This window comes from Panacibacter microcysteis, from assembly GCF_015831355.1.
GTDB classification, from domain to species: Bacteria; Bacteroidota; Bacteroidia; order Chitinophagales; family Chitinophagaceae; genus Panacibacter; species Panacibacter microcysteis.
The window spans coordinates 1,481,983-1,505,844 of sequence record NZ_JADWYR010000002.1; the positions used below are offsets into that span (position 1 = coordinate 1,481,983).

25 protein-coding genes are annotated in these 23,862 nt (G+C 41.6%); 14 read left to right on the top strand and 11 right to left on the bottom strand.

Annotated elements, in window-relative coordinates; all coding sequences use genetic code 11:
* Window positions 1–22: 22 nt before the first annotated feature.
* The 3 genes from I5907_RS18070 (at window position 23) to I5907_RS18080 (ending at window position 3,273) form a co-directional block, all read left to right on the top strand.
* On the top strand, window positions 23–1,624 hold the full coding sequence (locus I5907_RS18070; RefSeq protein WP_196992198.1) for a carboxylesterase/lipase family protein: 1,602 nt from the start codon (window positions 23–25) through the stop codon (window positions 1,622–1,624).
* A 101-nt stretch (window positions 1,625–1,725) separates the two neighbouring features.
* Window positions 1,726–2,283 carry a methyltransferase family protein gene (locus tag I5907_RS18075; RefSeq protein WP_196992199.1) on the top strand — a complete coding sequence of 186 codons (558 nt, stop codon included), beginning with the start codon at window positions 1,726–1,728 and terminating at the stop codon, window positions 2,281–2,283.
* 24 nt (window positions 2,284–2,307) lie between these two features.
* Window positions 2,308–3,273, top strand: a complete 966-nt coding sequence (locus I5907_RS18080; protein WP_231402157.1) for a class I SAM-dependent methyltransferase — start codon at window positions 2,308–2,310, stop codon at window positions 3,271–3,273.
* A gap of 11 nt (window positions 3,274–3,284) precedes the next feature.
* Here I5907_RS18080 and I5907_RS18085 read toward each other — a convergent pair whose 3' ends face one another.
* From I5907_RS18085 to I5907_RS18120, 8 genes are all read right to left on the bottom strand, one after another.
* Window positions 3,285–3,638: a hypothetical protein gene (locus I5907_RS18085; RefSeq protein WP_196992200.1), complete on the bottom strand. Its 354-nt coding sequence runs from the start codon at window positions 3,636–3,638 to the stop codon at window positions 3,285–3,287.
* Complete coding sequence (locus I5907_RS18090; protein WP_196992201.1) at window positions 3,635–3,994, bottom strand: cupin domain-containing protein; 360 nt, start codon at window positions 3,992–3,994, stop codon at window positions 3,635–3,637. The genes I5907_RS18085 and I5907_RS18090 overlap by 4 nt, the downstream gene beginning before the upstream one ends.
* Window positions 3,981–4,586, bottom strand: coding sequence for a dephospho-CoA kinase (gene coaE, locus I5907_RS18095; RefSeq protein ID WP_196992202.1), 606 nt, complete (start codon window positions 4,584–4,586; stop codon window positions 3,981–3,983). Before coaE ends, I5907_RS18090 begins: the two co-directional genes overlap by 14 nt.
* Window position 4,587: 1 nt before the next feature.
* Window positions 4,588–5,601: an alpha/beta hydrolase fold domain-containing protein gene (locus I5907_RS18100; protein WP_196992203.1), complete on the bottom strand. Its 1,014-nt coding sequence runs from the start codon at window positions 5,599–5,601 to the stop codon at window positions 4,588–4,590.
* A 316-nt stretch (window positions 5,602–5,917) separates the two neighbouring features.
* Entirely contained in the window at window positions 5,918–6,775 is an 858-nt protein-coding gene (gene rfbD / locus I5907_RS18105) for a dTDP-4-dehydrorhamnose reductase (protein WP_196992204.1), read from the bottom strand.
* On the bottom strand, window positions 6,776–8,068 hold the full coding sequence (locus I5907_RS18110) for a nucleotide sugar dehydrogenase (protein ID WP_231402158.1): 1,293 nt from the start codon (window positions 8,066–8,068) through the stop codon (window positions 6,776–6,778).
* 174 nt (window positions 8,069–8,242) lie between these two features.
* Complete coding sequence (locus tag I5907_RS18115) at window positions 8,243–9,223, bottom strand: UDP-glucuronic acid decarboxylase family protein (RefSeq protein WP_196992205.1); 981 nt, start codon at window positions 9,221–9,223, stop codon at window positions 8,243–8,245.
* 16 nt (window positions 9,224–9,239) lie between these two features.
* Window positions 9,240–10,370 (bottom strand): DegT/DnrJ/EryC1/StrS family aminotransferase, encoded by a 1,131-nt coding sequence (locus I5907_RS18120; protein ID WP_196992206.1) that lies wholly within the window; start codon window positions 10,368–10,370, stop codon window positions 9,240–9,242.
* A gap of 292 nt (window positions 10,371–10,662) precedes the next feature.
* On the opposite strand from I5907_RS18120, the gene I5907_RS18125 reads away from it, so the two are divergent.
* Together I5907_RS18125 and I5907_RS18130 are read left to right on the top strand one after the other, a co-directional pair.
* The gene (locus tag I5907_RS18125; protein WP_196992207.1) at window positions 10,663–11,367 is read left to right on the top strand and encodes a phospholipid carrier-dependent glycosyltransferase; all 705 of its coding nucleotides are present in this window, start codon (window positions 10,663–10,665) and stop codon (window positions 11,365–11,367) included.
* A gap of 206 nt (window positions 11,368–11,573) precedes the next feature.
* Window positions 11,574–12,347 (top strand): hypothetical protein, encoded by a 774-nt coding sequence (locus I5907_RS18130; protein WP_196992208.1) that lies wholly within the window; start codon window positions 11,574–11,576, stop codon window positions 12,345–12,347.
* Between the two features lie 484 nt (window positions 12,348–12,831).
* Here the strand turns inward: I5907_RS18130 and I5907_RS18135 are convergent, their stop codons facing one another.
* Complete coding sequence (locus I5907_RS18135) at window positions 12,832–13,143, bottom strand: hypothetical protein (RefSeq protein ID WP_196992209.1); 312 nt, start codon at window positions 13,141–13,143, stop codon at window positions 12,832–12,834.
* Window positions 13,144–14,247: 1,104 nt separating this feature from the next.
* Here I5907_RS18135 and I5907_RS18140 point away from each other — a divergent pair.
* Entirely contained in the window at window positions 14,248–15,504 is a 1,257-nt protein-coding gene (locus tag I5907_RS18140) for a 3-deoxy-D-manno-octulosonic acid transferase (RefSeq protein WP_196992210.1), read from the top strand.
* Here I5907_RS18140 and I5907_RS18145 read toward each other — a convergent pair.
* Window positions 15,477–16,181 carry a hypothetical protein gene (locus I5907_RS18145; protein ID WP_196992211.1) on the bottom strand — a complete coding sequence of 235 codons (705 nt, stop codon included), beginning with the start codon at window positions 16,179–16,181 and terminating at the stop codon, window positions 15,477–15,479. The two genes, I5907_RS18140 and I5907_RS18145, sit on opposite strands and share 28 nt — an antisense overlap.
* Window positions 16,182–16,300: 119 nt before the next feature.
* On the opposite strand from I5907_RS18145, the gene I5907_RS18150 reads away from it, so the two are divergent.
* The 5 genes from I5907_RS18150 (at window position 16,301) to I5907_RS18170 (ending at window position 20,357) form a co-directional block, all read left to right on the top strand.
* Entirely contained in the window at window positions 16,301–16,870 is a 570-nt protein-coding gene (locus tag I5907_RS18150) for a thymidine kinase (RefSeq protein WP_196992212.1), read from the top strand.
* A 156-nt stretch (window positions 16,871–17,026) separates the two neighbouring features.
* Window positions 17,027–17,677, top strand: coding sequence for a heme exporter protein CcmB (locus I5907_RS18155; RefSeq protein WP_196992213.1), 651 nt, complete (start codon window positions 17,027–17,029; stop codon window positions 17,675–17,677).
* A gap of 164 nt (window positions 17,678–17,841) precedes the next feature.
* Window positions 17,842–18,522, top strand: a complete 681-nt coding sequence (gene ccsA, locus I5907_RS18160; protein ID WP_231402159.1) for a cytochrome c biogenesis protein CcsA — start codon at window positions 17,842–17,844, stop codon at window positions 18,520–18,522.
* Complete coding sequence (locus tag I5907_RS18165) at window positions 18,515–18,739, top strand: CcmD family protein (RefSeq protein ID WP_196992214.1); 225 nt, start codon at window positions 18,515–18,517, stop codon at window positions 18,737–18,739. The genes ccsA and I5907_RS18165 overlap by 8 nt, the downstream gene beginning before the upstream one ends.
* A gap of 199 nt (window positions 18,740–18,938) precedes the next feature.
* Complete coding sequence (locus I5907_RS18170) at window positions 18,939–20,357, top strand: Glu/Leu/Phe/Val family dehydrogenase (RefSeq protein WP_196992215.1); 1,419 nt, start codon at window positions 18,939–18,941, stop codon at window positions 20,355–20,357.
* Between the two features lie 175 nt (window positions 20,358–20,532).
* Here the strand turns inward: I5907_RS18170 and I5907_RS18175 are convergent, their stop codons facing one another.
* Window positions 20,533–21,000 carry an NUDIX hydrolase gene (locus I5907_RS18175; protein WP_196992216.1) on the bottom strand — a complete coding sequence of 156 codons (468 nt, stop codon included), beginning with the start codon at window positions 20,998–21,000 and terminating at the stop codon, window positions 20,533–20,535.
* A 219-nt stretch (window positions 21,001–21,219) separates the two neighbouring features.
* Between I5907_RS18175 and I5907_RS18180 the strand changes: the two genes are divergently transcribed.
* The 3 genes from I5907_RS18180 (at window position 21,220) to I5907_RS18190 (ending at window position 23,790) form a co-directional block, all read left to right on the top strand.
* Window positions 21,220–21,987: an exonuclease domain-containing protein gene (locus I5907_RS18180; RefSeq protein ID WP_196992217.1), complete on the top strand. Its 768-nt coding sequence runs from the start codon at window positions 21,220–21,222 to the stop codon at window positions 21,985–21,987.
* Between the two features lie 94 nt (window positions 21,988–22,081).
* Complete coding sequence (locus I5907_RS18185) at window positions 22,082–22,840, top strand: polyprenol monophosphomannose synthase (RefSeq protein WP_196992218.1); 759 nt, start codon at window positions 22,082–22,084, stop codon at window positions 22,838–22,840.
* Window positions 22,841–22,905: 65 nt separating this feature from the next.
* Window positions 22,906–23,790, top strand: a complete 885-nt coding sequence (locus I5907_RS18190) for a DMT family transporter (RefSeq protein ID WP_196992219.1) — start codon at window positions 22,906–22,908, stop codon at window positions 23,788–23,790.
* Window positions 23,791–23,862: the final 72 nt, after the last annotated feature.

Below are 23,862 nucleotides of genomic sequence, written 5' to 3' on the forward strand. Positions count from 1 at the left end.
TACCTGCAAAACTCACTGACATATGAAACAAATAACGACTTGCCTGCTGGTGGCATCCCTTCTTTCTTTATCAGCATCTGCGCAATTACAAACCGGCGAAAATGTTGCCGTAACTGCTACCGACGCGGGAAAAGTGCGGGGCTATGTACACAACGGTATTTATACCTACAAAGGCATTCCATATGCGGAAGCCAAACGTTTTGAGGCAGCACAAAAACCCAGACAATGGCAGGGTGTGCGCAGTACTATGACGTATGGCCCTGTGGCGCCGCTCGAAACACCTACTACAACCGTGCAGGACGAAAGTGAATTTATGTTTCACCACGACTGGGGTTATACGAGTGAAGACTGCATGCGCATCAATGTGTGGACACCGGGCATAAATGACGGCAAAAAAAGGCCCGTTCTATTCTGGATACATGGTGGCGGTTATACCGCAGGCTCCAGCCAGGAACTACCTTCCTACGATGGAGAAGCACTGGCAAAAAAAGGCGATGTGGTAGTTGTATCGATCAACCATCGTTTAAACATACTGGGCTTTTTAGATCTTTCTGCATATGGTGACAAATACAAACATTCTGCAAACAACAGCATACTGGATATTAAAGCAGCGCTGGAGTGGGTTAAAACCAATATCAGCAATTTTGGTGGTGATGTAAGTAATGTTACCATCTTCGGGCAATCCGGTGGCGGCGCAAAAGTAAATACGCTAATGGCAATGCCATCTGCGAAAGGATTGTTTCACAAAGCAATCAACCAGAGCGGATCTTTCAGGATGGAAATGCTTGAAAAAGCAACCACGCAGGCCATTACCGCAGAGGTGCTGAAAAACCTGAACATCGACCCATCAAATATTGACAGCATACAAAAAGTACCTTTTGCGCAACTGAGTGATGCAGGAAGAAAAGCGCTGCGCACCATTGCAGATAAAATGAAGGCTGAAGGCAAAACCATACCAGGTTTTGGCTTAAGCTGGGGGCCGAGCCGCGATGGCGCGGACCTGCCCTACCAGCTTTTTTCGAAAGAAGCATTTGAGCTATCCAAAGATGTGCCGCTGATGATCGGCACGGTAAAGAACGAGTTTATGCCGTCTTTGTTTACAGGCATGAGCAGTGCGCCGCTTGATAAAGTAATGGAAGCAATAAAGAAACAGCAGGGCGATAAAGCGGATGCTTATATAGCAGCAGTAAAAAAAGCATATCCAAACGATACAAGGCCGTCAGACCTGATGGATGTTGACGTTACTTTTCGCCCCGGCGCGGTAATGCAGGCCAATGAAAAATCTTCTTTGAACGCTGCACCGGTTTACATGTATTTGTTTACCTGGCAGTCGCCTGTTTTAGACGGGAAGTATAAGGCGATGCACTGTATGGAACTGCCTTTTGCATTTAATAACATACAGCGCTGCGAAGAAATGACCGGCGGAACAAAAGAAGCATATGCGTTGGCAGAAAAAGTAAGTGGCGCATGGATCAGCTTTGCACGCAACGGTAATCCAAACCACAAAGGTTTACCACAATGGCCGGCGTATAGTGCAACCAATACTTCTACCATGCACTTTGATAATACCTGTGCGGTAATGCCGCAGATGGATAAGGAATTGTTTTCGTTGTTGGGTAAGTAGACGTTTATTCATCAGGCCGCAAGTGGTTGAATACACTTGCGGCTTTTTATTGTGCTTGATTGGTAAAGCTGGTATATTTTTTAGCTTCTTAAATTCATGGCATGAACCTGTTTTACATCATCTCCGGCATATGGCTTACAGCAGAAATATTACTCAACAGGCTGGTACGTTCCGGCAAGGGTGACAACCAAAAAGTTGATAGTAATACCGAACGCTATTTATGGATCGTTATAGCAATAGCAGTTACGTTGGGTGTATACGTTTCATTTATCACATACCAGCCAATTGTACTGCTAAATAACTTTTCGTATGTTGGCATGGCGCTGATGATTGCAGGCATTTTGCTTCGTATTATAGCTATAAAGCAATTAGGCAAATATTTTACGGTAGATGTAACTATAAGGCAGGAACATCAATTGATGCAGTCAGGTTTGTATAAGCATGTAAGACATCCGTCTTATACAGGCGTACTGCTTGCATTCCTGGGGCTGGGTATAACGTTCAATAATTGGTACAGCCTTTTGATCATTTTTATTCCGGTCTTTAGTGTGTTCGTCATTCGCATGAGCACAGAAGAAAAGGCATTACTTGCGCAGTTTGGCGAAGCGTATAAAAACTACATCAACAATACAAAAAGACTTCTTCCATTTATCTACTAATATTGCGCTTAGAAAAAAAGCCGCATGAGCAATGAACTGCATAGCAATGATAAATTAACCATGTTTGAAAACCGTCTGCAGAAGGTGTATAAGCACAAAAGCAAACTGGCGAAAAGGCAAAACATCGGTTGTTACCGGGTTTATGATCATGATCTTCCGGAATTTCCATTCTGCATAGAATTATACGAAGACAAGATTTACCTGGCCGAATACCTGCGCAGGCACGGCATGACAGACGAAGAACATGATAGCTGGCTTGATGCATGCATTGCTGTTATAAGTAAACTCCTGGATGTACCTGTTACAAAAGTTTATGTGCGTCAGCGTAGAAAAATGAGTCACCGCACCGAGGACCAATATGAAAAGCTAGATGCCCGGAAGGATTTTTTCACTGTTGAAGAAAGTGGTTTAAAGTTTTTGGTTAACCTTACGGATTATCTTGACACCGGCTTATTCCTGGATCACCGCATTACACGACAAATGGTAAGAGAGCAATGCGCCGGCAAAAGGGTATTGAATCTTTTTTGTTATACCGGTTCCTTTTCGGTTTATGCGGCTGCCGGCGGTGCAGCAACAGTTACGTCGGTTGATCTTTCAAAAACATACCTGCAGTGGGCAGAAGATAATTTTATTATAAACAGGTTTAAAGACAAGACAAAATATGCATTTGTTCATGCAGATGTAAAGCAGTGGCTCAAAACCTTACAACCGGATAGTTACGATCTTGTAATAATGGATCCGCCGACATTCAGTAACAGCAAACGCATGAAAGATTTCCTGGATATCCAGCGGGACCATGTGGAATTACTCAATGACGTATTACACGCCATCAGCAAAGACGGCACCGTTTATTTCAGTACCAATTATACAAAGTTCCTGATAAACGAGGCAAGCATACATGCATCTGCCGTAAAAGATATAACCAGGGCCACTACACCATTCGATTTTGAAGGAAAGCTGAAAAGGTGGTGCTACAGGATTTCCAGGTAGCTTCCTTTGTTTTAAGGCCTGGCGGTGGTTATTTCACCTTCTTTACTAAAAAGGAAATTTTTGAACGTATAGCGCATGTTTATCCGGTCTGCAATGGTATCCTTATCGTAATGTATGTCCAGGTAATATGTATAGTTACCGTTGTTCACAACCCAGTTGTCTGTGAATGCCTGTTCCGCCTCACCCGCTGCAGTACTGCCAAGGTATACATGATATTCGCGCTGTTTTAAATCGGCGAAAACATATTTCCATTTGTGTGGCATGGATGCTTCAGCAGCATTGGGAATGACAAACAGATATGCAAACGCATACAGCATTGCAAATACTGAAATGATCACAATTAGTAAAATGCGCCCTTTTTTCATATGTTGTCAAGTGCAGTTTTGGTAAGATCATTTATTTCATTGCCCGTATTCAAAGTTGCAGCAGGCTCAAAAAGCATTACCCACACTTCCTCCCTGGCATTGGGCCGGTGCGTGACACCCCGTGGCACAATAAAAAACTCGCCTTCGTTTATTTGCACGTGTTTGTCTTTCAGCTCCATTATAAATTGCCCTTTTACAACAAGAAACAACTCATCTTCATGTTCATGATGATGCCAGACAAACGGCCCTTTGAATTTTACCAGCTTTACCTGCTGGCCATTAAGCTCGCCCACGATTTTGGGAGACCAGTGGTCTTTGAATAATGCAAATTTGTCTGACAGGTTAACTTTCTCCATGTTTTTGTTTTATGGCCAGCAACTGCCCATGCACATTTAGCACCTGGGGAATAAGGAGAGATTGCTCATCATTGGATATCACAAAATCGCACAGCTTCATTTTCAAAAATTCATCAATTTGTTTAGACATCCTGCTGAGCACCTCTTCTCTTGTTATATTGTCGCGTTGCATCACCCGCCGGATACGCAGGTGCTGCGGAGCAAAAACGCCTATCATGTAATCGAGACCGGCGGCGGAGCCTGATTCAAAAAATATAGCCGCTTCTTTTAAAGTGTAGGGAGTGGTTTGTTTGTTCATCCAGGCCTCACCTGCCGCAATGGTGGCAGGATGAACGATCGCATTTAACTGTTCAAGTTTAAACGAATCGTTGAAAACAACAGAAGCAATATATTTCCTGTTCAGTTCATTTTTAATGTATGCCTCTTCGCCAAACAATGCAGTCACCTGCTGTTTCAATGCTACATCTTCATTCATCACTTTTTTTGCCGCGGCATCTGCATCAAATACCGGTACACCCAGTGTTTTAAAAATCCTGGCCACCGTGCTTTTACCACTGCCGATGCCACCTGTCAATCCTACCTTCAAGCCCATATTACCTGGTTTGTTTTTGCTGGGAAAATCTTTGCGTGATGGCAGGTGCTACATATGCCTGTGCAGACGGATTGTTGACCGGTGCCGGCGCATCTTTCACTCCAGGTTGCAATAACCTGTAAAAAAAATCAGCCATCAGTTGTGCGGTGGTGTCTTTATACGGGGCCACTTTTAAGCCAAGGTCATGCTTGTAGGAATCGTAGGCATGCAAAAAGGTGGGTATGCCCAAACTATCTGCACGCTCTGTTATTGGCTTGCTGCCATACAACAGCAATGAACGGTTTTGCCTGTTATAACCAGATACAAACGGAATGGTAGAATCGCCCCGGGAATGAACACAACCAACAGGTATGTCATTTTTTTGCAGCCAATCAATGTTGTATAAAGCACCCCACATAGAAAACACACCGGCAACAGATGATGTGAAGGGCAATTCATTCGTGGTACCTTCGAGGTCGTTCATGTTTTTTATACCAAACACAGCAGCCGTGGAATCAAGCTTGATATAAGCTTTGGTAAGCACCGCAATGCCACCGGCCGAAGAACCGCTGATAAATATTTTTGCCGTATCAATATGCAATGAATCCGCAGTTGATTTTGCATAGCGTATAAATGCATTTAAATCCTGTACTGCACGTATAACGGCTGCAGACTGTTCCGCTGTTGTTGCATCTGCCATACCAACCCTGTAATCTAAGGATGCAGTTACATAACCGCGCCGCGCCAGCTTTTTACACAATTCCACGCAGGCAGTATCAAACCGCCTGCCTGCCCTGAAACCACCACCGTGCATATACACGATCATTGGTCTTTGCAAAACGGAATCACCAGCCGGGGCATAAATATCTGCTTCGAGATTTTGTTGGGTACCACTGTAATTTGTATTGCTGCCATAGGTAACAGTAAGCTTGTCAACCGATGTAAAAACCGTGTCTTTATAGCGCTCACTGCCTTCCTGCGCGGTGGCTGAAAACCAGCCAGTGATCATTAAAAAAAACGAGTAAATTCTTTTCATACTGTTGCTGGATTTTGCTGAGCAGGCAGCACAAACTTATTGATTTCTTTTGTTAGCGTGCGGTCGTTTTTTATGGCATCGTCCCTTGTGTCACTCACTTGTACAGCAAATTTTCATGGCATCTTTTCGTTGCGTTTTCTGTTGCTTGCTCTACAGTAAGAGCAGATGAGAATGCGCAATTTAATTGGTGTTGCGGTCAATAGATAAATGATTGCTTAAGCAGTGAGACCGTGAGGATTGCTGCAACACGCATTGCAGTACAAGAGTGCGACGCAACAAAAGCTTCATCCTTATTCTATTGCCGGGCTCCAAAAAATTATAATTGCGAGAGGCAAATAGCAAGACTTTCCTGCCAGGGTTGTAACGCTATGCCATAAACGCGCTGAATTTTCTCTTTACTCATTACAGAATAGGCTGGCCTTTTTGCCGGAGTCGGATATTGTGTGGCAGGTATTGCATGCACATTGCAGGCAAAATGTTTGGCGTCTTTTATTGCTGTGGCAAAATTGTGCCAGTTAATTTCGCCGCTGTTGCTGAAATGAAAAATACCGGGCTCAAAATGCGGGTGTGTTATGATCTGCATGATAGCTTCCGCAAGATCTTTTGCGTAAGTGGGCGTACCATACTGGTCTGCCACCACATTGATATCTGCGCGGTCTTTCATAAGGCGCAGCATTGTTTTTACAAAGTTGTTGCCATACACACTATAAACCCATGATGTACGAATGATAACTGTTTCGGGATTGTTGTGCAGCGCAAGTTGCTCACCCACCTGTTTTGTGTAGCCGTAATAATTTACAGGATCTGTTGCATCATCTTCTTTGTATGGCTGCGAGCCGGTACCATTAAAAACATAGTCGGTGGAAATATGGATCAGCTTTGCGCCGGCCGTTTTACATGCAGTTGCTATATAGCCTGTGGCTGCGGCGTTGATGCTATAAGCCTGCTCCTGCTCAGTTTCAGCTTTATCTACAGCCGTGTAGGCCGCAGTGTTGATGAAGTAAGAAGGTTGATATTGCTGAAAGATGCGGGCAAGTTGTGTTTCGTTTGCAATATCCATGGAGGTGCGGTCAAAAAAAACGAACTCGTATTGCGGGTAGGCGGCAGCAATATTTTGCAGCTCGCTGCCCAGTTGTCCGTTCTTCCCGGAAACGAGTATAACAGGTTTTTCCATTTACAGACTCCAGTAATAACGGTTAGCAATTTTGTTCCTGTATAAACCTTTCAGGTCTGCTACGAGCGCATGTTTTTTTGTAATGGACTGAAAATAGTTTTCATCCAGCAGCCTGTAAGCGGTATGTGGTACGGCAATAATGACCACATCGTAATCATTGTCCATTTCTCTTGTAAGAGCAAAACCATATTCGTGTTGCAGTTCATCAGAAGATGCATGAGGATCTACGATGTGCACATTAAGATAGTATGACCGCAGTACGTTTACAATATCTGCCACCTTGGAATTACGTATGTCACTGACGTTTTCTTTAAACGTTGCACCCATGATCAGTACTTTGGATTCTTTTACATTGCCGCTGTGCTGGATGATATGCTGGATCACTTTTTTGGAAATGTAATTACCCATGGTGTCATTTACATACCTGCCTGCTGTAATTACCCTTGAATTGAAGCCCAGTTCTGATGCTTTGTAGGTAAGATAGTAAGGATCTACACCAATGCAATGACCGCCTACCAAACCAGGCTGAAATTTGAGGAAGTTCCATTTTGTACCGGCGGCTTCGAGTACCTCGTAAGTGTTGATGCCAACTTTATCGAATATGATGGAAAGTTCATTCATTAACGCGATGTTGAGATCGCGTTGCGTGTTTTCAATAACTTTTGCAGCTTCTGCTACTTTGATGGAGCTGGCTTTGTATGTGCCCGCCCTTACCACCATATCATAAACTGCCGCAATATTATCAAGCGATTCCTGGTCGCAGCCGGCAACTACTTTGATTATTTTTTCGAGCGTATGTTCTTTGTCGCCGGGATTGATGCGCTCAGGTGAATAACCGACTTTAAAATCTTCGGTAAACTTAAGCCCGCTGATCTTTTCCATTACCGGTACGCAATCTTCTTCTGTACAACCCGGGTAAACGGTAGATTCGAACACAACATAATCGCCTTTCTTTAGTACGCTGCCGAGGGTTTTGGAAGCTTTCAATAACAAAGAAATATCCGGCACATTATGGTCGTCTACCGGTGTTGGTACGGCAGCAATAAAGAACGACGCCTGTTTTAGTACGTCGGGATCGTTGGTGAACGTGATGTCTGTATTTTCGAATGCTTCTTTGCCAAGCTCTTTACTGGGATCCTGCTGATTGTTTAGCATGCCTACTCTTTCGGCATTGAGATCAAAACCGATAACACTTATCTTTTTTGCAAAGGCCAGCGCAATAGGTAAGCCAACGTAACCCAGGCCAATTACGGCCAGTTTGGTTTCTTTGTCGAGCAGTTGCTGAACGATCATAACATTTAATTAATTGCAGGTAAATACAGGAAATAAAATCAGCAGTATTGTTCACACCACCAAAAAGCTTTTATAGTTGCGTTGCAATCTTCGCGCTTGCTCAATATATTTTCAACAGTACAAGAGTGCGACGCAACAGGCGATGCCACAGGTACTACAGCCGGGTACATACCATTACTTTGAGATAAACTCTTTCGGCTGTTTCACCAGTTCGTCTTTTGGCAACGATTTGAAATACTCGTATGTAGCCTTCAAACCTTCTGCACGGCTTACTTTGGGCTCCCAGCCAAGCAGTTCTTTTGCTTTGGTAATATCAGGCTGGCGCTGCTTCGGATCATCTACGGGCAATGGTTTAAACGTAAGCTTAACTGATGAGCCTGTTAACTTCAACACTTCTTCTGCAAAGTCTTTCAGTGAAATCTCTACAGGGTTACCGATGTTTACCGGTTTGGCGTAATCGCTCATCAGCAAACGGTAAATGCCATCTATGAGGTCATCCACATAACAGAAAGAACGCGTCTGGCTGCCATCTCCAAAAACAGTAAGATCTTCACCACGCAAGGCCTGGCCGATAAATGCAGGTAATGCACGGCCATCGTTGAGCCTCATGCGCGGACCATAGGTATTAAAGATGCGCACAATGCGTGTTTCCAAACCGTGGAAAGTATGGTAAGCCATCGTGATGGCTTCCTGGAAACGTTTTGCTTCATCGTACACGCCACGCGGACCAACCGGGTTTACATTGCCCCAGTATTCTTCTGTTTGCGGGTGTACCAGCGGGTCTCCGTACACTTCGCTGGTAGAAGCAACAAGAATCCTTGCATTTTTTGCACGTGCAAGGCCAAGGCAGTTGTGTGTGCCAAGAGAGCCTACTTTCAATGTTTGTATCGGGATCTTTAAATAATCAATCGGGCTTGCCGGGGAAGCAAAGTGCAGTATATAATGCAACTCACCGGGCACATGGATAAATTTTGACACATCATGGTGGTAAAACTCAAAATCTTCCCGGGGAAAAAGATGTTCAATATTCCTGAGATCACCTGTAATAAGATTATCCATGCCAATAACATGAAATCCTTCTTTTATAAACCTGTCACAAAGGTGTGAGCCAAGAAACCCGGCGGCGCCGGTAATCAATACACGTTTTTTACTCATAATGTCCTGGTTGTTTTTACTGGTTAATATAATCTAACACTGATGATGTAATATAAGTCAATTGCTCCTCGTCGAGCTCTGTATGTATAGGCAGAGATATAACCCTTTCTGTAAGCCAGTCTGTGGTTGATAAATCTACATTTGGCAGGTTAAACGAATCAAACATTTTTTGTTTGTGGCCTGGTACCGGGTAATAGATCATGGAAGGTATTTGCTTTGCAGCAAGGTGCTCATTCAATCCATTCCTGTTTACGTCGTCCAATATCAGCGTATATTGGTGAAACACATGACTGCTATACGCTGCACGATGAGGCGTGGTGATCTTTGGGTGATTCGCAAAAGCATTGTCATAATAATCTGCCGCTTCTCTGCGCGCCGCAATATAATTATCGAGTTCACGAAGTTTGATATTGAGTATGGCAGCCTGCACGGTATCTAACCGGGAGTTGCATCCTACTACATCGTGGTAATATCTTTTGCTTTGCCCGTGATTGGCCACCATTTTCATTTTTGCTGCAAGCGCATCATCATTGGTAAAGATGGCGCCACCATCGCCATAGCAGCCTAAGTTTTTGGATGGAAAAAATGACGTGGTACCGATGGTACCTATTGTACCCGTTTTCTTTTTTGTGCCATCGCTAAAAGTGTAGTCTGCACCAATGGCCTGCGCATTGTCTTCTATTACATATAAACGATGTTCATCAGCAATTTGCATAATTGCCTCCATATTGGCTGCATGACCGTACAAATGTACCGGCACGATCGCTTTTGTTTTTGGTGTGATGGCTTTACGCAGCGCATCAGGATCCATGCAAAAAGTTTTTGCATCTACTTCTACAAAAACCGGCTTCAACCTCAGTAGCGCCACCACTTCTGTAGTGGCTATATAGGTAAATGAAGGTGTGATCACTTCGTCACCCGGCTGCAGATCAAGCGCCATCATCGCTATTTGTAATGCATCTGTACCATTCGCACAGGGAATAACATGTTTTACATCCAGATATGTTGCAAGATTATCTGTAAACTGTTGTACCGGTTTACCATTTATAAATGCAGTGCTTTCTAATACATCGATAACAGCAGTGTCAATTTCGGTCTTAATCTTTTGATACTGTGTTTTAAGATCCACCATTTGGATAGGTCGCATACCTAAAATTTAAATGCCGCAAAACTAACGTAAAAACGCCTGATTACCATTAATGTTGTTCAGGCAGCGTTGGCTTAAGCCAATTTTTATGGTACCGGCTGCAGTTCGTTGTGGCATCGCCTGTTGTGTCACTCACTTGTACGTTCCGTTTTTATGGCGACTGCAGCGTTTCGGTTCGAACAACCACAAGAGATTACTCACTCGTGCGGCTGGAAGGTTTGGGAGCAAAGGAATACCACGCATTCAGGTTTTTTGCAAACGAGATTCGTTTATATTGCATTAAACTATTTCGTTGAAAGCTGTAACGGAAAAAAATAAGCCCTACTGGATTTTTGTATGTATTACCCTCACCTACATATTTTTTAGCTGGATTACATTCCGTGGTTTTAACGGTACGGACGATTTACACTATGCTATGCTTGCGTCTGAATTATTAAAGGGTCGGTATAACCCGTTCAATGAAAATGACATATTTTCCGGGCGCATACTGCTCATAAGCTATCAGGCACTCATTTATTATATTGGCGGTGTTAATATTATAACAAGCCAGTTGGGTACAATGCTCGCCACAATTCTTTGCGCATACCTAACTGTTTTTAAATTGATTTCAAAATCGTCGAATAACAGGGTTATCTGTGCAGCAGCACTTTTTTACTTTAACCCCGTACTTCCCGCTTCTGATCTTACAATAATGCCCGATGTGTATGTAATGCTTGCAGGCTTACTTGTTATTCTATTATGGAAAAAAACGCTGGATAAATCCCGTGAATCCGGTAAAATAATACCCTTTTTTTTGATCGGCCTAATCATTTTCATGGCATTGTTTTTTAAAGAAAACGCTTTGGTTTACCTGCCATTTATTTTGTTGATAGCAGTTTTAGAAAGAAAAGACTACGGTTTGAAACCAGCTTTCATTATTACAGCCTCATTTATTTTGTTGGTCTTTATATCAGGGCTGCTTTACTATCATTATACCAATAACTTTTTTTCAGGGTAAAGCAAATTGAAAATGCAGACTATGCTAATCCCTGTAATTATAACTATCAACCACTTAGCGCATTAGTTAAGCGCCTTACTTATGGAATTTGGCAAGAGCTTATTCTTAGAAGTTTTTACCCGGTAATTCTACCATTATTACTTGTTTTATTAAATTTATTTTCTGCCAGGCGGCTTCCAGTTTGGCGAGAACAAAATATTAGATACTTGATTTTACTCTCATTTATTGCAGTCTATTTTCCTTTTTCATTAAAAGGCTATCAACCACTTTGTTTTGAAGTACGACATTTTCTTTTTTTGTTGCCATTTGGCGTAGCGGCGTCAACATTTTTCATTGAAAGATACTGGAGCAATGAGGAAAGTTCCTGGATGCTGGTTATAGCTTCTGCTCTACTATTTATATGCGGTATCAATATTTCCGGAGAGAAGTGGTACTGGATGATGTATGGGCTTTTATTTTTTTTCTTTTTTGTTCAGCGATTGTTACTTCATAAAAAATTTTTTCACAAAGCAAAATACCTGGCTTTTGCTACCGTTTTGTTGATATACATGCCCTATCATTTGTTTTATAAAAACGGCACATGGTATAAAGACATGCAGCAACTTTCAAAAAAGATCGACGGGCAATATTTTTATTTTCCGGAACACGATAACATGCAATACTGGAAATTATTACATGGATTTAATGACATTGTGCATTCATTCAATTTAGACAACAAACCCTTCAAAGTGTTTCCTCAATACTATGAAAAGCTGGATGAAGAAAATTTTCAGCCAGGATGGTTTGTTGTAAATAATAGATACACAATAAGGTCTGTAAATTTCCTAAATACAGTTAAAGTTTTATCTAAAAATGGCTTTATAAAAGACGCTGTTGATTATGGTGAAGTTAGCGCCTACTTGATTGATTCATTTGAATCAATCAAGTACATTTCTAAAGCGATAGAGAAAGATAATGCGACAATATCAAAACCATTTTGATAAGCGTAAATGGTTTTGACGTCAAAGACAAAATTTGTCATCTTTTAAGAAAGTAATCTGCCTGCTGGCCGTATTGGGGTGCTTCACCGGTGGTTACAATACCAAAAATGCTATAAATAAATGTCTGCATGAATAACCACAACAAAAAGAGTATTGTAAGGGGCTGTTCAACCAACAAAGATTTGATAACACTAACACTTTTTTGAAACATTATGCAAAATAAGTTTACGGACAAATGCTAATGTAAATTTATAAATAGAATAGTAATAGGGTAAATTTCAAAAGTGTTTCGTGTTATTAATATTGATAATGGCAACATTTTTAGGTTTATTACTTTATTGTTATAAACTTGTAAACAAGTTCTTCGATTTGAGCTTACAGTTTAAATAAAGCACGTTTGAGTTTTGCGCTTTTTAGAATACTACTTAAACCGTTTTTTTAAGAATCTAAGATGCTTTTCTAATTCTCTTCTGCAATAGCATAGTTATAGTTCACAAATGACTTTCGTAAAAGTATCGTCGGTCAACACCATATGAACGTTTTCATTAATCTTATAAAAGTGCATTACAATTCTTGAACCCTTATATGATTCCATTTCTTCTATAAAAGTTTTAAATCGCTTATTATCTCTTCCTTTTCTTTCTTTGTATACTTCGTTTCTTAATTTATATAGCGACAAAATCCTTTCTTTATCTTCCGGCTCACTACAACTGTATTCTTCAATATCCATTAAATCAACCGCTATTTTCTTCAAATATTTATTGTAATAGAGTTCTGATAAATGTTCTAAATGCATAATTATATCATATTACAGCTCTATGTAAATCCTATGAAAAAATGTTTAACCTGGAATAGCCTTTTTTTCTCTTCGGCAAAAAATAATTTCTGCAAAGTGTTCCTTACTGGCAAGGATTTGTTTAATACTTTACGTACAATTTACCTGATATTTGTTGGCACCATTAATCTTCCTTTTTACCACCCATACCTACTCCGGACAACAAAGACAACATCATTTAGATGTAATCTATTTTTTAGAGATATATGTAAGTCATTTTACGAATTTATTTTAGACAATTCATTAATACATATTTATCAACAAAAACTTCAAATTGGCTTTCTCGTGTATCTTCAGTATTATTATTTTCCAAGTCTAAAAGTCCAGTTATGGAAGCACTCTCTTTATTATATGATGAAGATAGTCCCAGATAAATGTGCGGATTCGGATATGAACTGATCAAATCTTTTATGTAATAACCGAAATTGATATAATACGCATACTTCAACTAGACTTTTGCCGTACTATTACTTTAAAAATATCATTACATTCTAAGTACCACTTGCTTGCCTTTCGTTTAAATCCCCAAGGTTTACAAAGAGCATCTAATGCCTGAATCAGGTTTTTTTTTCGTATGCCAACAGCAGCCTACATGTAATCTTAAGCTTAAAAACATAAATAGATAAAGAATTAGTTGTTCCCCTAAACCGTAGCATGTAATGTTTAAACACCTACATCGCTCCCTTCTCAGAAAACTTAACAACCACATACAGAATAATAACAAGCAGCACAATGTTTACAACTGGCCATAAAATGGAATGAAAATCGAATTGCATAAGCATGGTTTTTCGGAGATTAGATATTGGATATTAGTCTTTCAATTCAAAACTACATGATCTGTTTGAAAAACACACCTTAATAAATGCTTTGGAATAATATAAAATCCTAATGTCTGAATTATTTGTTGCAGAAAATCAGTATTTCTTTTGAAGATGCACGCTAAGCTGTTGCCTGTTGTACTGCAGTACAAGTGTGCGACGCAACAAAAGCCTCATTTTTATTCCACAGTTGGGTACAAAATAATCTTTACGCCTGCCGCTTTATCACGTTCTTTGCAAAAGATTTATGGGCAAACTTGCATATTTACTTTTTATACAATTGTACCCTGTTGCGGCAAAGTTGCTGGGCATATTTAACCGCAAAGCAAAACTGTGGGTAGAAGGCAGGAAAGATATTTTTGAATTGATTTCAGCAAAACTTTCTGCCGACAAGCGTAAAAAAATCTGGGTGCACTGCTCTTCACTCGGAGAGTTTGAACAGGGTTTGCCGCTTATTGAGGAACTTAAACAGCGCTACAGCACATATGCCATCGTTCTTACCTTCTTCTCCCCGTCCGGCTACGAGCATGAAAAAAACAACAGGTATACAGACCACGTGTTTTACATGCCGATGGACAGCCGCGCCAATGCAAAACAATTCTTTGATATTGTGCAGCCATCTTTAGTGGTATTCGTAAAATATGAATTTTGGTTTTACTACCTCTACGAAGCAAAAGTTCGTAATATTCCGTTGGTACTTGTATCGGGCATATTTCGTAAAAGCCAGCCATTTTTTAAATGGTATGGAGATTTTCACCGGGGCATGTTGCAATGCTTTACCTATCTTTTTGTTCAGACAGATGCAGCGCTTGCATTGCTGCAATCCATACATATCAGCAATGCATCAGTAAGCGGCGATACGCGCTTCGACCGTGTATTGGAAATTGCAGAAGATTTTAAAGCAATGCCGGTTATACAAACATTCTGCGCAGGAAAAAAAACGGTAGTGGCAGGCAGTACATGGACGGATGATGACGAGGCACTTGATCATTATGCAAATACTCACCCGGACCACCGCTTTATAGTTGCACCACATAATATTGGAGAGGAGCGTTTAAAAGAATGTGAAGCCTTGTACCAGCAGAGTGTAAGATATTCAGTTTATGCGCACGACATAACTGCCGGCGTTAACGCCAATACCCTTATTATAGACAATATAGGCATGCTTAAATACCTGTATAAATATGCCACTGTATGTTACGTAGGCGGCGGTTTTGGGGGCGATGGTATTCACAATGTGCTGGAAGCAGCTGTTTACAATAAACCTGTTGTATTTGGCCCTGTGTATGATAAATATTTTGAAGCAACAGAGCTCATCAATAACGAAGGCGCATTTGCGGTGGCAAACGCGCTGGAACTGGAAGAAATGTTAGATGAACTGTTTGATGATACTGACCTGTACGAATACTGCGCTGCCGCAGCAGGCAATTACGTAAGGTCTAAAAAAGGGGCTACTGCCGGCGTTATGCAATATATTTATGAGAAACGTCTTCTTACCAGTTGATCAAAATGTTTTACGGTAGGGCTCTCTTCATCCCACCCGATCTTTGTCTTCAGCTCTCTTTGAATCCAATACTCGGCCTCGGGGAAGATGGTAAAATTGTTGATGGTTTTTATGCTGCGTTCATACATGATCTCATCACCACGAAAAAGTTCTTCTATAAAAACAAAGCGATCGTTGATGCCAATTGCTTTCTTAAGATCTTTAATGGGTGTCTCTTTCAACAAATTGCCAAGTTCTCTTTTTTCTGTTTTCAGCCGGTCATTCAATGTTTGTTCTGATACCGCGTGCTCCTTTCCTGCAAACACAGGCGTTTCCTTTACCTGGTATGCGAAAGTGGGTATCTCTTCAATCTTTGGCAAAGGCATATATGTTTTCTCCTGCACTTCCGGTACTTCAACAACTTCCGCAACTTTTTCAACCATAGGTTGCTGAACCGTTATGGCAGGAGTCTCTTTCACCACTGCTTTTTCAGCAACGGGTTGCAACACGGTTATATTTTCGTAAGGTACATTTTGTATGGCCGGGTGTATAACCGCTACAGATTTGCTGTTTACTGTTTTTGCATTTTCCTGTAACTCCTGCACAAGCATTTGCGCAGTTAGCAGCAATGAAGCATTACCTGCATGGCTTTCCTGCAACTCAACCAATCTTTTTATAAGAGTATCAACTCTTTGCATGTTATATTATACATTTGACGATTAATAGGTGCGCATCCGCAATTGCTATGCCACCTTTGTACTTGTGTTGACATATTAAAAGTACTAAGCTTTTCATTAAACGAAACAGGTTTTGCATAATGTTTATAGAACCGCATATAGGTGGGGATAAAAGAGGATGGATAGAAGTTATCTGCGGCTCTATGTTTAGCGGTAAAACAGAAGAGCTGATCAGGCGGCTGAAAAGAGCCAAGATCGCCAATCTGAAAACGGAGATCTTTAAACCATCTGTAGACACGCGTTATGCCGAGGAGCAGGTAGTAAGTCACGATGCAAATGCAATTCTTTCCACGCCGGTCGATAATTCGCAAACAATACTGCTTATGGCAAGCGGGGTTGATGTGGTTGGTATTGACGAAGCGCAATTCTTCGACCCGCAACTGATACAGGTTTGCGAAACGCTGGCGCTGAAAGGTACGCGGGTTATTGTTGCGGGGCTCGACATGGATTTTCTTGGCAAGCCCTTCGGGCCCATGCCCCACCTGCTCGCCATTGCAGACTACATCACCAAGCTGCACGCCATATGTGTAAAGTGCGGAAATATAGCCACCAACTCTTACCGCAAAACGGCAGATAAAGGCCAGCTTTTACTGGGAGAAAAAGACTCGTACGAACCGCGTTGCAGAAAATGCTATAATGAAAAGACATAAAATTTTTTTAGTAGCCGAGCTGCGGTATTTTATGGCATCGCCTGTTGCGTCGCACTCTTGTACTGAAGATCATTATGCGGCAGCTTCGGGTTGCAACTACGCAAGCTACACAGGGCAAGCTTTATTCATAAGCCACAGTTCATATTTTAAACAACCATGCAAAAGATAACTACACTCATCAAAAAAGATTTGCTCCTCGAGGTAAGGCAGCAATATACTTTTTACGGTGTGTTACTATATGTGGCGTCTACAATATTCGTTATTTACCTCACATTGGGCAAACCTGAAGATGATGTATGGAATGCGATGTTCTGGGTGGTGCAACTGTTTGTATGCGTAAATGCAGTGGCCAAAAGTTTTTTGCAGGACAGCAAGGGCCGGATGTTGTATTACTATTCCATTGCCGGCGCAAGAGACTTTATCATTGCCAAACTTGCTTTCAATGCACTGCTCATGATGCTGATGAGTTTCCTGAGCCTGCTCATTTTTATACTCTGGCTCGATAACCCGCTGCTGCATTTCTGGGCATTTGCAGGTATAAGTTTATTAGGTGGCATTGGCTTCAGTCTCATTTTTACGTTTCTTGCGGCCATTGCAGCAAAGGCGCAGCAGCAGGCCGCATTAATGGCTATCATGGGTTTTCCCATCATTATTCCACAGCTTTTATTGTTGGGTAAAGTTGCCCGGGCCGCGTTTGCCCCGGTATTACAGGCCGGTTTGTGGCAAATGGTTATGTTACTTATAGCACTCGATGTACTGATAATTATATTAGCGGTTATACTTTTTCCTTTTCTCTGGAAAGATTAAACATTGCCGCGGCAGTTTTGATTTTAATAAGGAGACTGGCATTTACAAACGTTTTAATAAAAACATCTTTAACGAAAGGGGCATTATTTTTTTCCCCTAAATTTGCCCCGCAGAATTAAAGCAGGCTTGCCGTTACTCTCCTGTAATTTTTGTAAAAACTTTGTATGATTCGTCAGAGCTGGTGGAAGATACTATCCTTTGTTTTACTGATGTACACCTGCATCATGGGGTTTCTTGTGGAGATTCCCGTACTGGATGGCAGAATGCAGCAAACCGTTCGCAACCTGTTCTTTCACGTGCCTATGTGGTTCTGCATGCAAACATTGTTTACCGTTTCGGTAGTATATGCTATCAAATACCTTCGCTCTCAAAATCCCAAACATGATTTTTATGCACTGGAGTATGCAAGAACGGGCGTGGTATTTGGCATTCTCGGTTTAATTACCGGCGCAATATGGGCTAATTACCAATGGGGAGAGCCATGGAGCGGAGATCCCAAACAAAATGGTGCTGCCATTGCCATGCTTATTTACCTTGCTTACTTTGTATTGCGTGGTTCCATGAATGATATAGACAAACGTTCGCGTATAAGCGCTGTGTACAACATCTTTGCATACGCCATGCTTTTCCCGATGATATGGTTATTGCCACGCCTTACAGAATCGCTGCACCCGGGCGGCCAGGGCAGTGAAGGCAATCCCGGTCTAAACCCCAACGATACAACCGCTGCAATGTCTGCAACCATGTGGGTAGCTGTACTGGGCTGGGTGTTATTATCTGTCTGGATCACTACATTACGTGTACGTTTAACAATATTAACCGAAAAGAAACTGTCGCATGGATAAGCTAAAAAGAATCGTTTTTTTGATTGTTTTTTCCATAATGCAACTGGCAGTATGGGCGCAAAGCATGGATAAAACCACGGAAGAGCCTACCGATTTTATGCGCAGCAACGGGAAAATATATGTAGTGGTTGCATGTGTGGTTGTAATTGTTTTGGGTATTTATATTTACCTCATTAATCTCGACAGGAAGATCAGTAAACTGGAAGACAAAGCATAAATGCTGCTGGCTGCACCCGCTGCGTGCCAGGTAAAACTGACGATGTTACACCCGCTTGCTGAATAGTGATAAGAACGTACAAGTGAGTGACACAACAGGTGCTGAATAATGAACCGGAAGATCACCTAAAAATTTTTTGTAACGATTAAAAACGAATGTTAATTAGCCATATTGATTCAAATAATCTAAACAATTCTATATGTCAGATCAACAGTATAGCTTCTTCGAAAGCGTAGTAAAAAGTTTCGACAAAGCGGCAAAATTTACCAAGTGGGAAAAGGGTTTGCTGGAACAGATAAAAGCATGTAATGCAGTGTACCAGATGCGTTTCCCTATTAAAAGAGATGACGGATCTATTGAAGTAATTGAAGCATACCGCGTGCAACACAGCCAGCACAAAACGCCTTGTAAGGGCGGTATTCGTTTTAGCGACGAAGTTAACCAGGATGAAGTGATGGCGCTTGCATCGCTTATGACTTATAAATGCGCCATTGTTAACGTGCCTTTTGGTGGCGGTAAAGGCGGTATAAAAATTAACCCGCGCAAATACAGCGAATTTGAATTACAAAAAATTACCCGTCGTTATACCGCAGAACTGATCCGCAAAAACTTTATAGGGCCCGGCACAGATGTTCCGGCACCAGATTACGGAACCGGCGAAAGAGAAATGGCGTGGATTGTGGATACCTACGAAAGCATGAAACCCGGCGAAATAGACGGGCTGGCCTGCGTGACCGGCAAACCGGTAACACAAGGTGGTGTACGTGGCCGTAAAGAAGCAACCGGTCTCGGTGTATTCTTTGGTGTGCGCGAAGTTTGTAACATGCCCGACGTGATGGCCCGCCTTGGCTTACCAACAGGCGTGGAAGATAAACGCGTAGTGGTACAGGGCCTTGGTAACGTAGGTTATCACTCAGCTAAATTTTTCCGCGAACATGGCTCTAAGGTAATTGCAATTGCAGAGTACGAAGGAGCTATATTCAACGAAAACGGTTTGCATGAAGATGAGGTTTTCCAGCACAGGAGAAAGACCGGCTCTATCCTGAATTTCCCCGGCGCCACAAACATCATAAAAAGCAGCGATGCGCTCGAACTCGAATGCGACATCCTGATTCCTGCTGCATTGGAAAACGTTATCAATAAAGACAACGCAGATAAAATAAAAGCAAAAATAATTGGTGAGGCAGCCAACGGACCACTTACACCTGAAGCAGACGACATTCTAATTAAAAAAGGTACACTGGTAATTCCCGATATGTACCTGAATGCAGGCGGTGTTACGGTATCGTACTTTGAGTGGCTGAAAAACCTTAGCCACGTGCGTTACGGCCGCATGGAAAAACGCTTTACCGAAAATATGAACAAACATATACTTGGCACAATTGAAAATATGACCGGCAAATCTGTATCAGACAAACAACGCCAGTTTATTGAACACGGGCCAAGTGAAGTTGACCTTGTACACAGCGGTCTCGAAGAAACCATGATTGAAGCTACACACGAGATCATGAATTGCTGGAAAGCTAATCCTTCTATACCAGACATGCGTACCGCCGCTTACGTTGTGGCAATCGATAAGGTGGGCACAGCTTACGCAGAGCTGGGTATTTTCCCATAACAATACCATTATTTGTTTATACCAAACTCCTTCTGTAACAGGAAGGAGTTTTTTTGTGTAGCCAGCTTCCATACCTTATGGCATCGCCTGTTGCGTCGCACTCTTGTACTGCAGGACATGATGCAGCAAACGAAGCTGCCATGCGAATGTGCTGCAAACTAAAACTTTGCCAGGCTTAAGTGGCGGAAAGCTGCTGCTGTAATTCTGTAACAAGCGCAAACTGGGCGGGTATTATTTTTTCTTTTGCCTGTTCAACGGTAAACCAGGCTACCTTATCCACTTCAGGAAAAGATTGCATTTTGCCTGATTTTGGTGGCCATTCCATTTCAAAAAAATTGCTTTGAATGGTTGTTACTTCAGCATCGTGCGCAAGCGCCCATGCATGAATAATTTTACCGGATTTTTGCTTTACAGGTGTTAACGCTATAACGTTTTTTGCGTTTACAGCAATTCCTGTTTCTTCTTTCAGTTCTCTCAGGGCTGCCGCCAGAGGTTCTTCATTCTCCGAGAATTCTCCTTTTGGCAAAGACCATGATGCAGCATCTTTGTTTTTCCAGAATGGTCCTCCCGGGTGTACAAGCATAACTTTAAATACCGGTTTGGTAACATATAGCAAGATGCCTGCACTTTGTGTATGCTTCATGGTGTTTTGATAAGCTTGTTTATTTTTAAACGAAGTGGTTTGGTGTAAACAAAGCACTGCACAAAAACAGTTATTCAAATACTGTGTAAACTTATGCCTTAACCGGCATTACCAGTATTTTACAGGCAATGATCTGCCGGCCGGGCACAAAAAATTATCTACAGCTAAAATTTTGTACCCCTTACCTTTGGCGGTACCAACAAATACAAAAGTCACCTGATGAAACTTGAATTACAGCGCCCGATTGCATTTATTGATTTAGAGACAACCGGTATAAACATAAGCGCGGATAAAATTGTGGAAATCGCTATTGTGAAAATAACACCCGATGGCAACAGGCTTGTAAAGCGTAAACTCATTAACCCGCAAATGCCTATTCCCAAATCTTCAAGTGATGTACATGGTATTACAGATGAGATGGTAAAAGATGCACCAACCTTTAAGCAAATAGCCAATGAAATAAAACAATTTATTGATAATTGTGACCTTGGTGGCTATAACAGTAACAGGTTTGATGTTCCGATGCTTATTGAAGAGTTTTCACGTGCCGGCATGGAATTTTCCACAGATGGCAGGAAAATGGTAGATGTGCAAAAAATCTTTCACCAGATGGAACAGCGTACATTAAGTGCCGCTTACAAATTCTATTGTAATAAAACCCTTGACGGTGCGCATAGTGCAGAAGTAGATGCACAGGCAACATGGGAAATACTGGAGGCACAGGTAGAGCGTTATCCAAACATTGGCACTACCGTTGAAAGTATTGTAAAGTTTACGGGTGAAGATGACATTGTAGATTTTGCACGCCGTTTTATTAAAGTAAACGGTATTGAAACATTCAATTTTGGTAAGCATAAAGGCAAAGCCGTTGTAGACGTACTTAAAATAGAACCGCAGTATTACGACTGGATGATGAAGGGTGACTTTGCAATAAATACCAAACAAAAGCTTACTGAAATACTCAACCGCACGCTGTTAAAGAAATGATAACTGCAGGTATTTGGCCGCAACTTTAGTGTCAGCTTATCTGTTAACCTGATAAAATTGTATTTTCGGCGTTCGGAACAAACAAACATCCTTTTTGGAAAAATTAGTTATTATACCCACATACAATGAAAAAGAAAACATTGCTGCTATTTTGCACGCCGTATTTTCTTTGAACCTGGGTTACCACGTACTCGTAATAGACGATAATTCTCCTGATGGTACAGCATCCATTGTAAAAGCGCTGTTTTCAGCGTATCCTGGTCAGTTATTCCTGGAAGAAAGAAAAGGCAAACAAGGTTTGGGTACCGCTTATATTCATGGATTTCGCTGGGCTGTAAACAAACAATATAATTTCATCTTCGAGATGGATGCTGATTTTTCGCATAGCCCTGCAGATCTTGAAAGACTTTATCATGCATGCAAAAAAGACGGCGCAGACCTTGCAATAGGCAGCCGGTATGTACCCGGCGGTAAAATTGAAAACTGGCCTTTCGACAGGCACCTTTATTCCAGGGGTGGTTCGCTTTACACCAGAATGATTACCTGGATGCCTGTTAAAGACCCAACGGCAGGATTTATGTGTTACACGCGCAGGGTGCTTGAAACCATCAATCTTGACGCAATAAGATTTGTTGGCTACGCTTTCCAGATAGAAATGAAATTTGCTGCATGGAAACTCGGGTTTAAAATAAAAGAAGTGCCTATTGTATTTGTAGACAGGAAAGTTGGTGTAAGCAAAATGAGTAAGGGCATTCTTAAAGAAGGCGTACTCGGCGTTTTAAAGATACAGTGGAACAGTATGTTTAAAAATTACAAGAAGAGAGTGGATGCAGGCAACCTGAAACATAAATGATCGCCAGATAATACCCCGCACACATTTTGTTGCATTCGCCTGAATTGCTATTTCTTTGCAGCAACATGAAACCCGCACTTATCCGTCTTCACATTGCAGTTTTTCTTTGGGGCTTTACCGGCATTCTGGGCAGGCTTATTTCGCTTAATGAAGGCTGGCTGGTTTGGTGGCGCATGCTTATTGCTGCGTTTGCTTTGTGGATCCTCTTTTTCTTCAGCAGACAAATTCAAAAAGTAAGTTTAAGAGACTTTGTAAAAATCGCTTCTATTGGCACTATACTCTCTCTGCACTGGTTGCTTTTCTATGGCAGTATTAAATACAGCAATGTATCTATTGCCTTAACATGTCTTGCAACTACCGGCTTATTGTCTGCTGTTATTGAGCCGCTTTTTTTTAGAAAACGCATAAACCCAACAGAAATAATATTGGGCAGCTTTGCGCTTGCAGGTATTGTGATCATTTACTTTTCTAACCTGCAGTTCTCCGTTGGTATTTATGTAGGTTTACTTTCATCACTGGCTACTGTGATCGTTTCTGTACTCAACAAAAAAATTGTATCCGGCTATACACCTCAGGCCATAACGCTTTACCAGTTAAGCGGCGGTTTTATCGGGCTTACGCTGCTTATGCCGTTTTATAATATACTGCTTCATTCTTCCATTCAATATCCAACAAGTATTGACTGGATATGGTTGATTGTACTGGCAATTTTTTGCACCGTGCTTACATTCCTGTTGTACATAAGAGCGCTTAAACAATTGAGTGCCTTTACCATCAATCTTACGTTAACACTGGAACCTATTTATGGTATTATACTCGCCTTTGCTGTTTTTCATGAAAACAAATACCTGAGCGATTACTTCTACATTGGTTTTGCACTTATACTCGTTGCGGTACTTCTGCAGATGCGGCGGTTGATTAAACAAACCGGTGCCGGCGAAAAGCAATAATCTGCTGATGATTTTCCAGTGTTACCGGGCATTGCTGCAGTAACCGCACGCATTTACCGCGGATCAATTTTA

Bases quoted from the DNA above. Each gene is read 5' to 3' on its own strand.
- I5907_RS18070 (WP_196992198.1), top strand. From the start codon at position 23: ATGAAACAAATAACGACTTGCCTGCTGGTGGCATCCCTTCTTTCTTTA.
- I5907_RS18075 (WP_196992199.1), top strand. From the start codon at position 1,726: ATGAACCTGTTTTACATCATCTCCGGCATATGGCTTACAGCAGAAATA.
- I5907_RS18080 (WP_231402157.1), top strand. From the start codon at position 2,308: ATGAGCAATGAACTGCATAGCAATGATAAATTAACCATGTTTGAAAAC.
- I5907_RS18085 (WP_196992200.1), bottom strand. From the start codon at position 3,638: ATGAAAAAAGGGCGCATTTTACTAATTGTGATCATTTCAGTATTTGCA.
- I5907_RS18090 (WP_196992201.1), bottom strand. From the start codon at position 3,994: ATGGAGAAAGTTAACCTGTCAGACAAATTTGCATTATTCAAAGACCAC.
- coaE (WP_196992202.1), bottom strand. From the start codon at position 4,586: ATGGGCTTGAAGGTAGGATTGACAGGTGGCATCGGCAGTGGTAAAAGC.
- I5907_RS18100 (WP_196992203.1), bottom strand. From the start codon at position 5,601: ATGAAAAGAATTTACTCGTTTTTTTTAATGATCACTGGCTGGTTTTCA.
- rfbD (WP_196992204.1), bottom strand. From the start codon at position 6,775: ATGGAAAAACCTGTTATACTCGTTTCCGGGAAGAACGGACAACTGGGC.
- I5907_RS18110 (WP_231402158.1), bottom strand. From the start codon at position 8,068: ATGATCGTTCAGCAACTGCTCGACAAAGAAACCAAACTGGCCGTAATT.
- I5907_RS18115 (WP_196992205.1), bottom strand. From the start codon at position 9,223: ATGAGTAAAAAACGTGTATTGATTACCGGCGCCGCCGGGTTTCTTGGC.
- I5907_RS18120 (WP_196992206.1), bottom strand. From the start codon at position 10,370: ATGCGACCTATCCAAATGGTGGATCTTAAAACACAGTATCAAAAGATT.
- I5907_RS18135 (WP_196992209.1), bottom strand. From the start codon at position 13,143: ATGCATTTAGAACATTTATCAGAACTCTATTACAATAAATATTTGAAG.
- I5907_RS18140 (WP_196992210.1), top strand. From the start codon at position 14,248: ATGGGCAAACTTGCATATTTACTTTTTATACAATTGTACCCTGTTGCG.
- I5907_RS18145 (WP_196992211.1), bottom strand. From the start codon at position 16,181: ATGCAAAGAGTTGATACTCTTATAAAAAGATTGGTTGAGTTGCAGGAA.
- I5907_RS18150 (WP_196992212.1), top strand. From the start codon at position 16,301: ATGTTTATAGAACCGCATATAGGTGGGGATAAAAGAGGATGGATAGAA.
- I5907_RS18155 (WP_196992213.1), top strand. From the start codon at position 17,027: ATGCAAAAGATAACTACACTCATCAAAAAAGATTTGCTCCTCGAGGTA.
- ccsA (WP_231402159.1), top strand. From the start codon at position 17,842: ATGATTCGTCAGAGCTGGTGGAAGATACTATCCTTTGTTTTACTGATG.
- I5907_RS18165 (WP_196992214.1), top strand. From the start codon at position 18,515: ATGGATAAGCTAAAAAGAATCGTTTTTTTGATTGTTTTTTCCATAATG.
- I5907_RS18170 (WP_196992215.1), top strand. From the start codon at position 18,939: ATGTCAGATCAACAGTATAGCTTCTTCGAAAGCGTAGTAAAAAGTTTC.
- I5907_RS18175 (WP_196992216.1), bottom strand. From the start codon at position 21,000: ATGAAGCATACACAAAGTGCAGGCATCTTGCTATATGTTACCAAACCG.
- I5907_RS18180 (WP_196992217.1), top strand. From the start codon at position 21,220: ATGAAACTTGAATTACAGCGCCCGATTGCATTTATTGATTTAGAGACA.
- I5907_RS18190 (WP_196992219.1), top strand. From the start codon at position 22,906: ATGAAACCCGCACTTATCCGTCTTCACATTGCAGTTTTTCTTTGGGGC.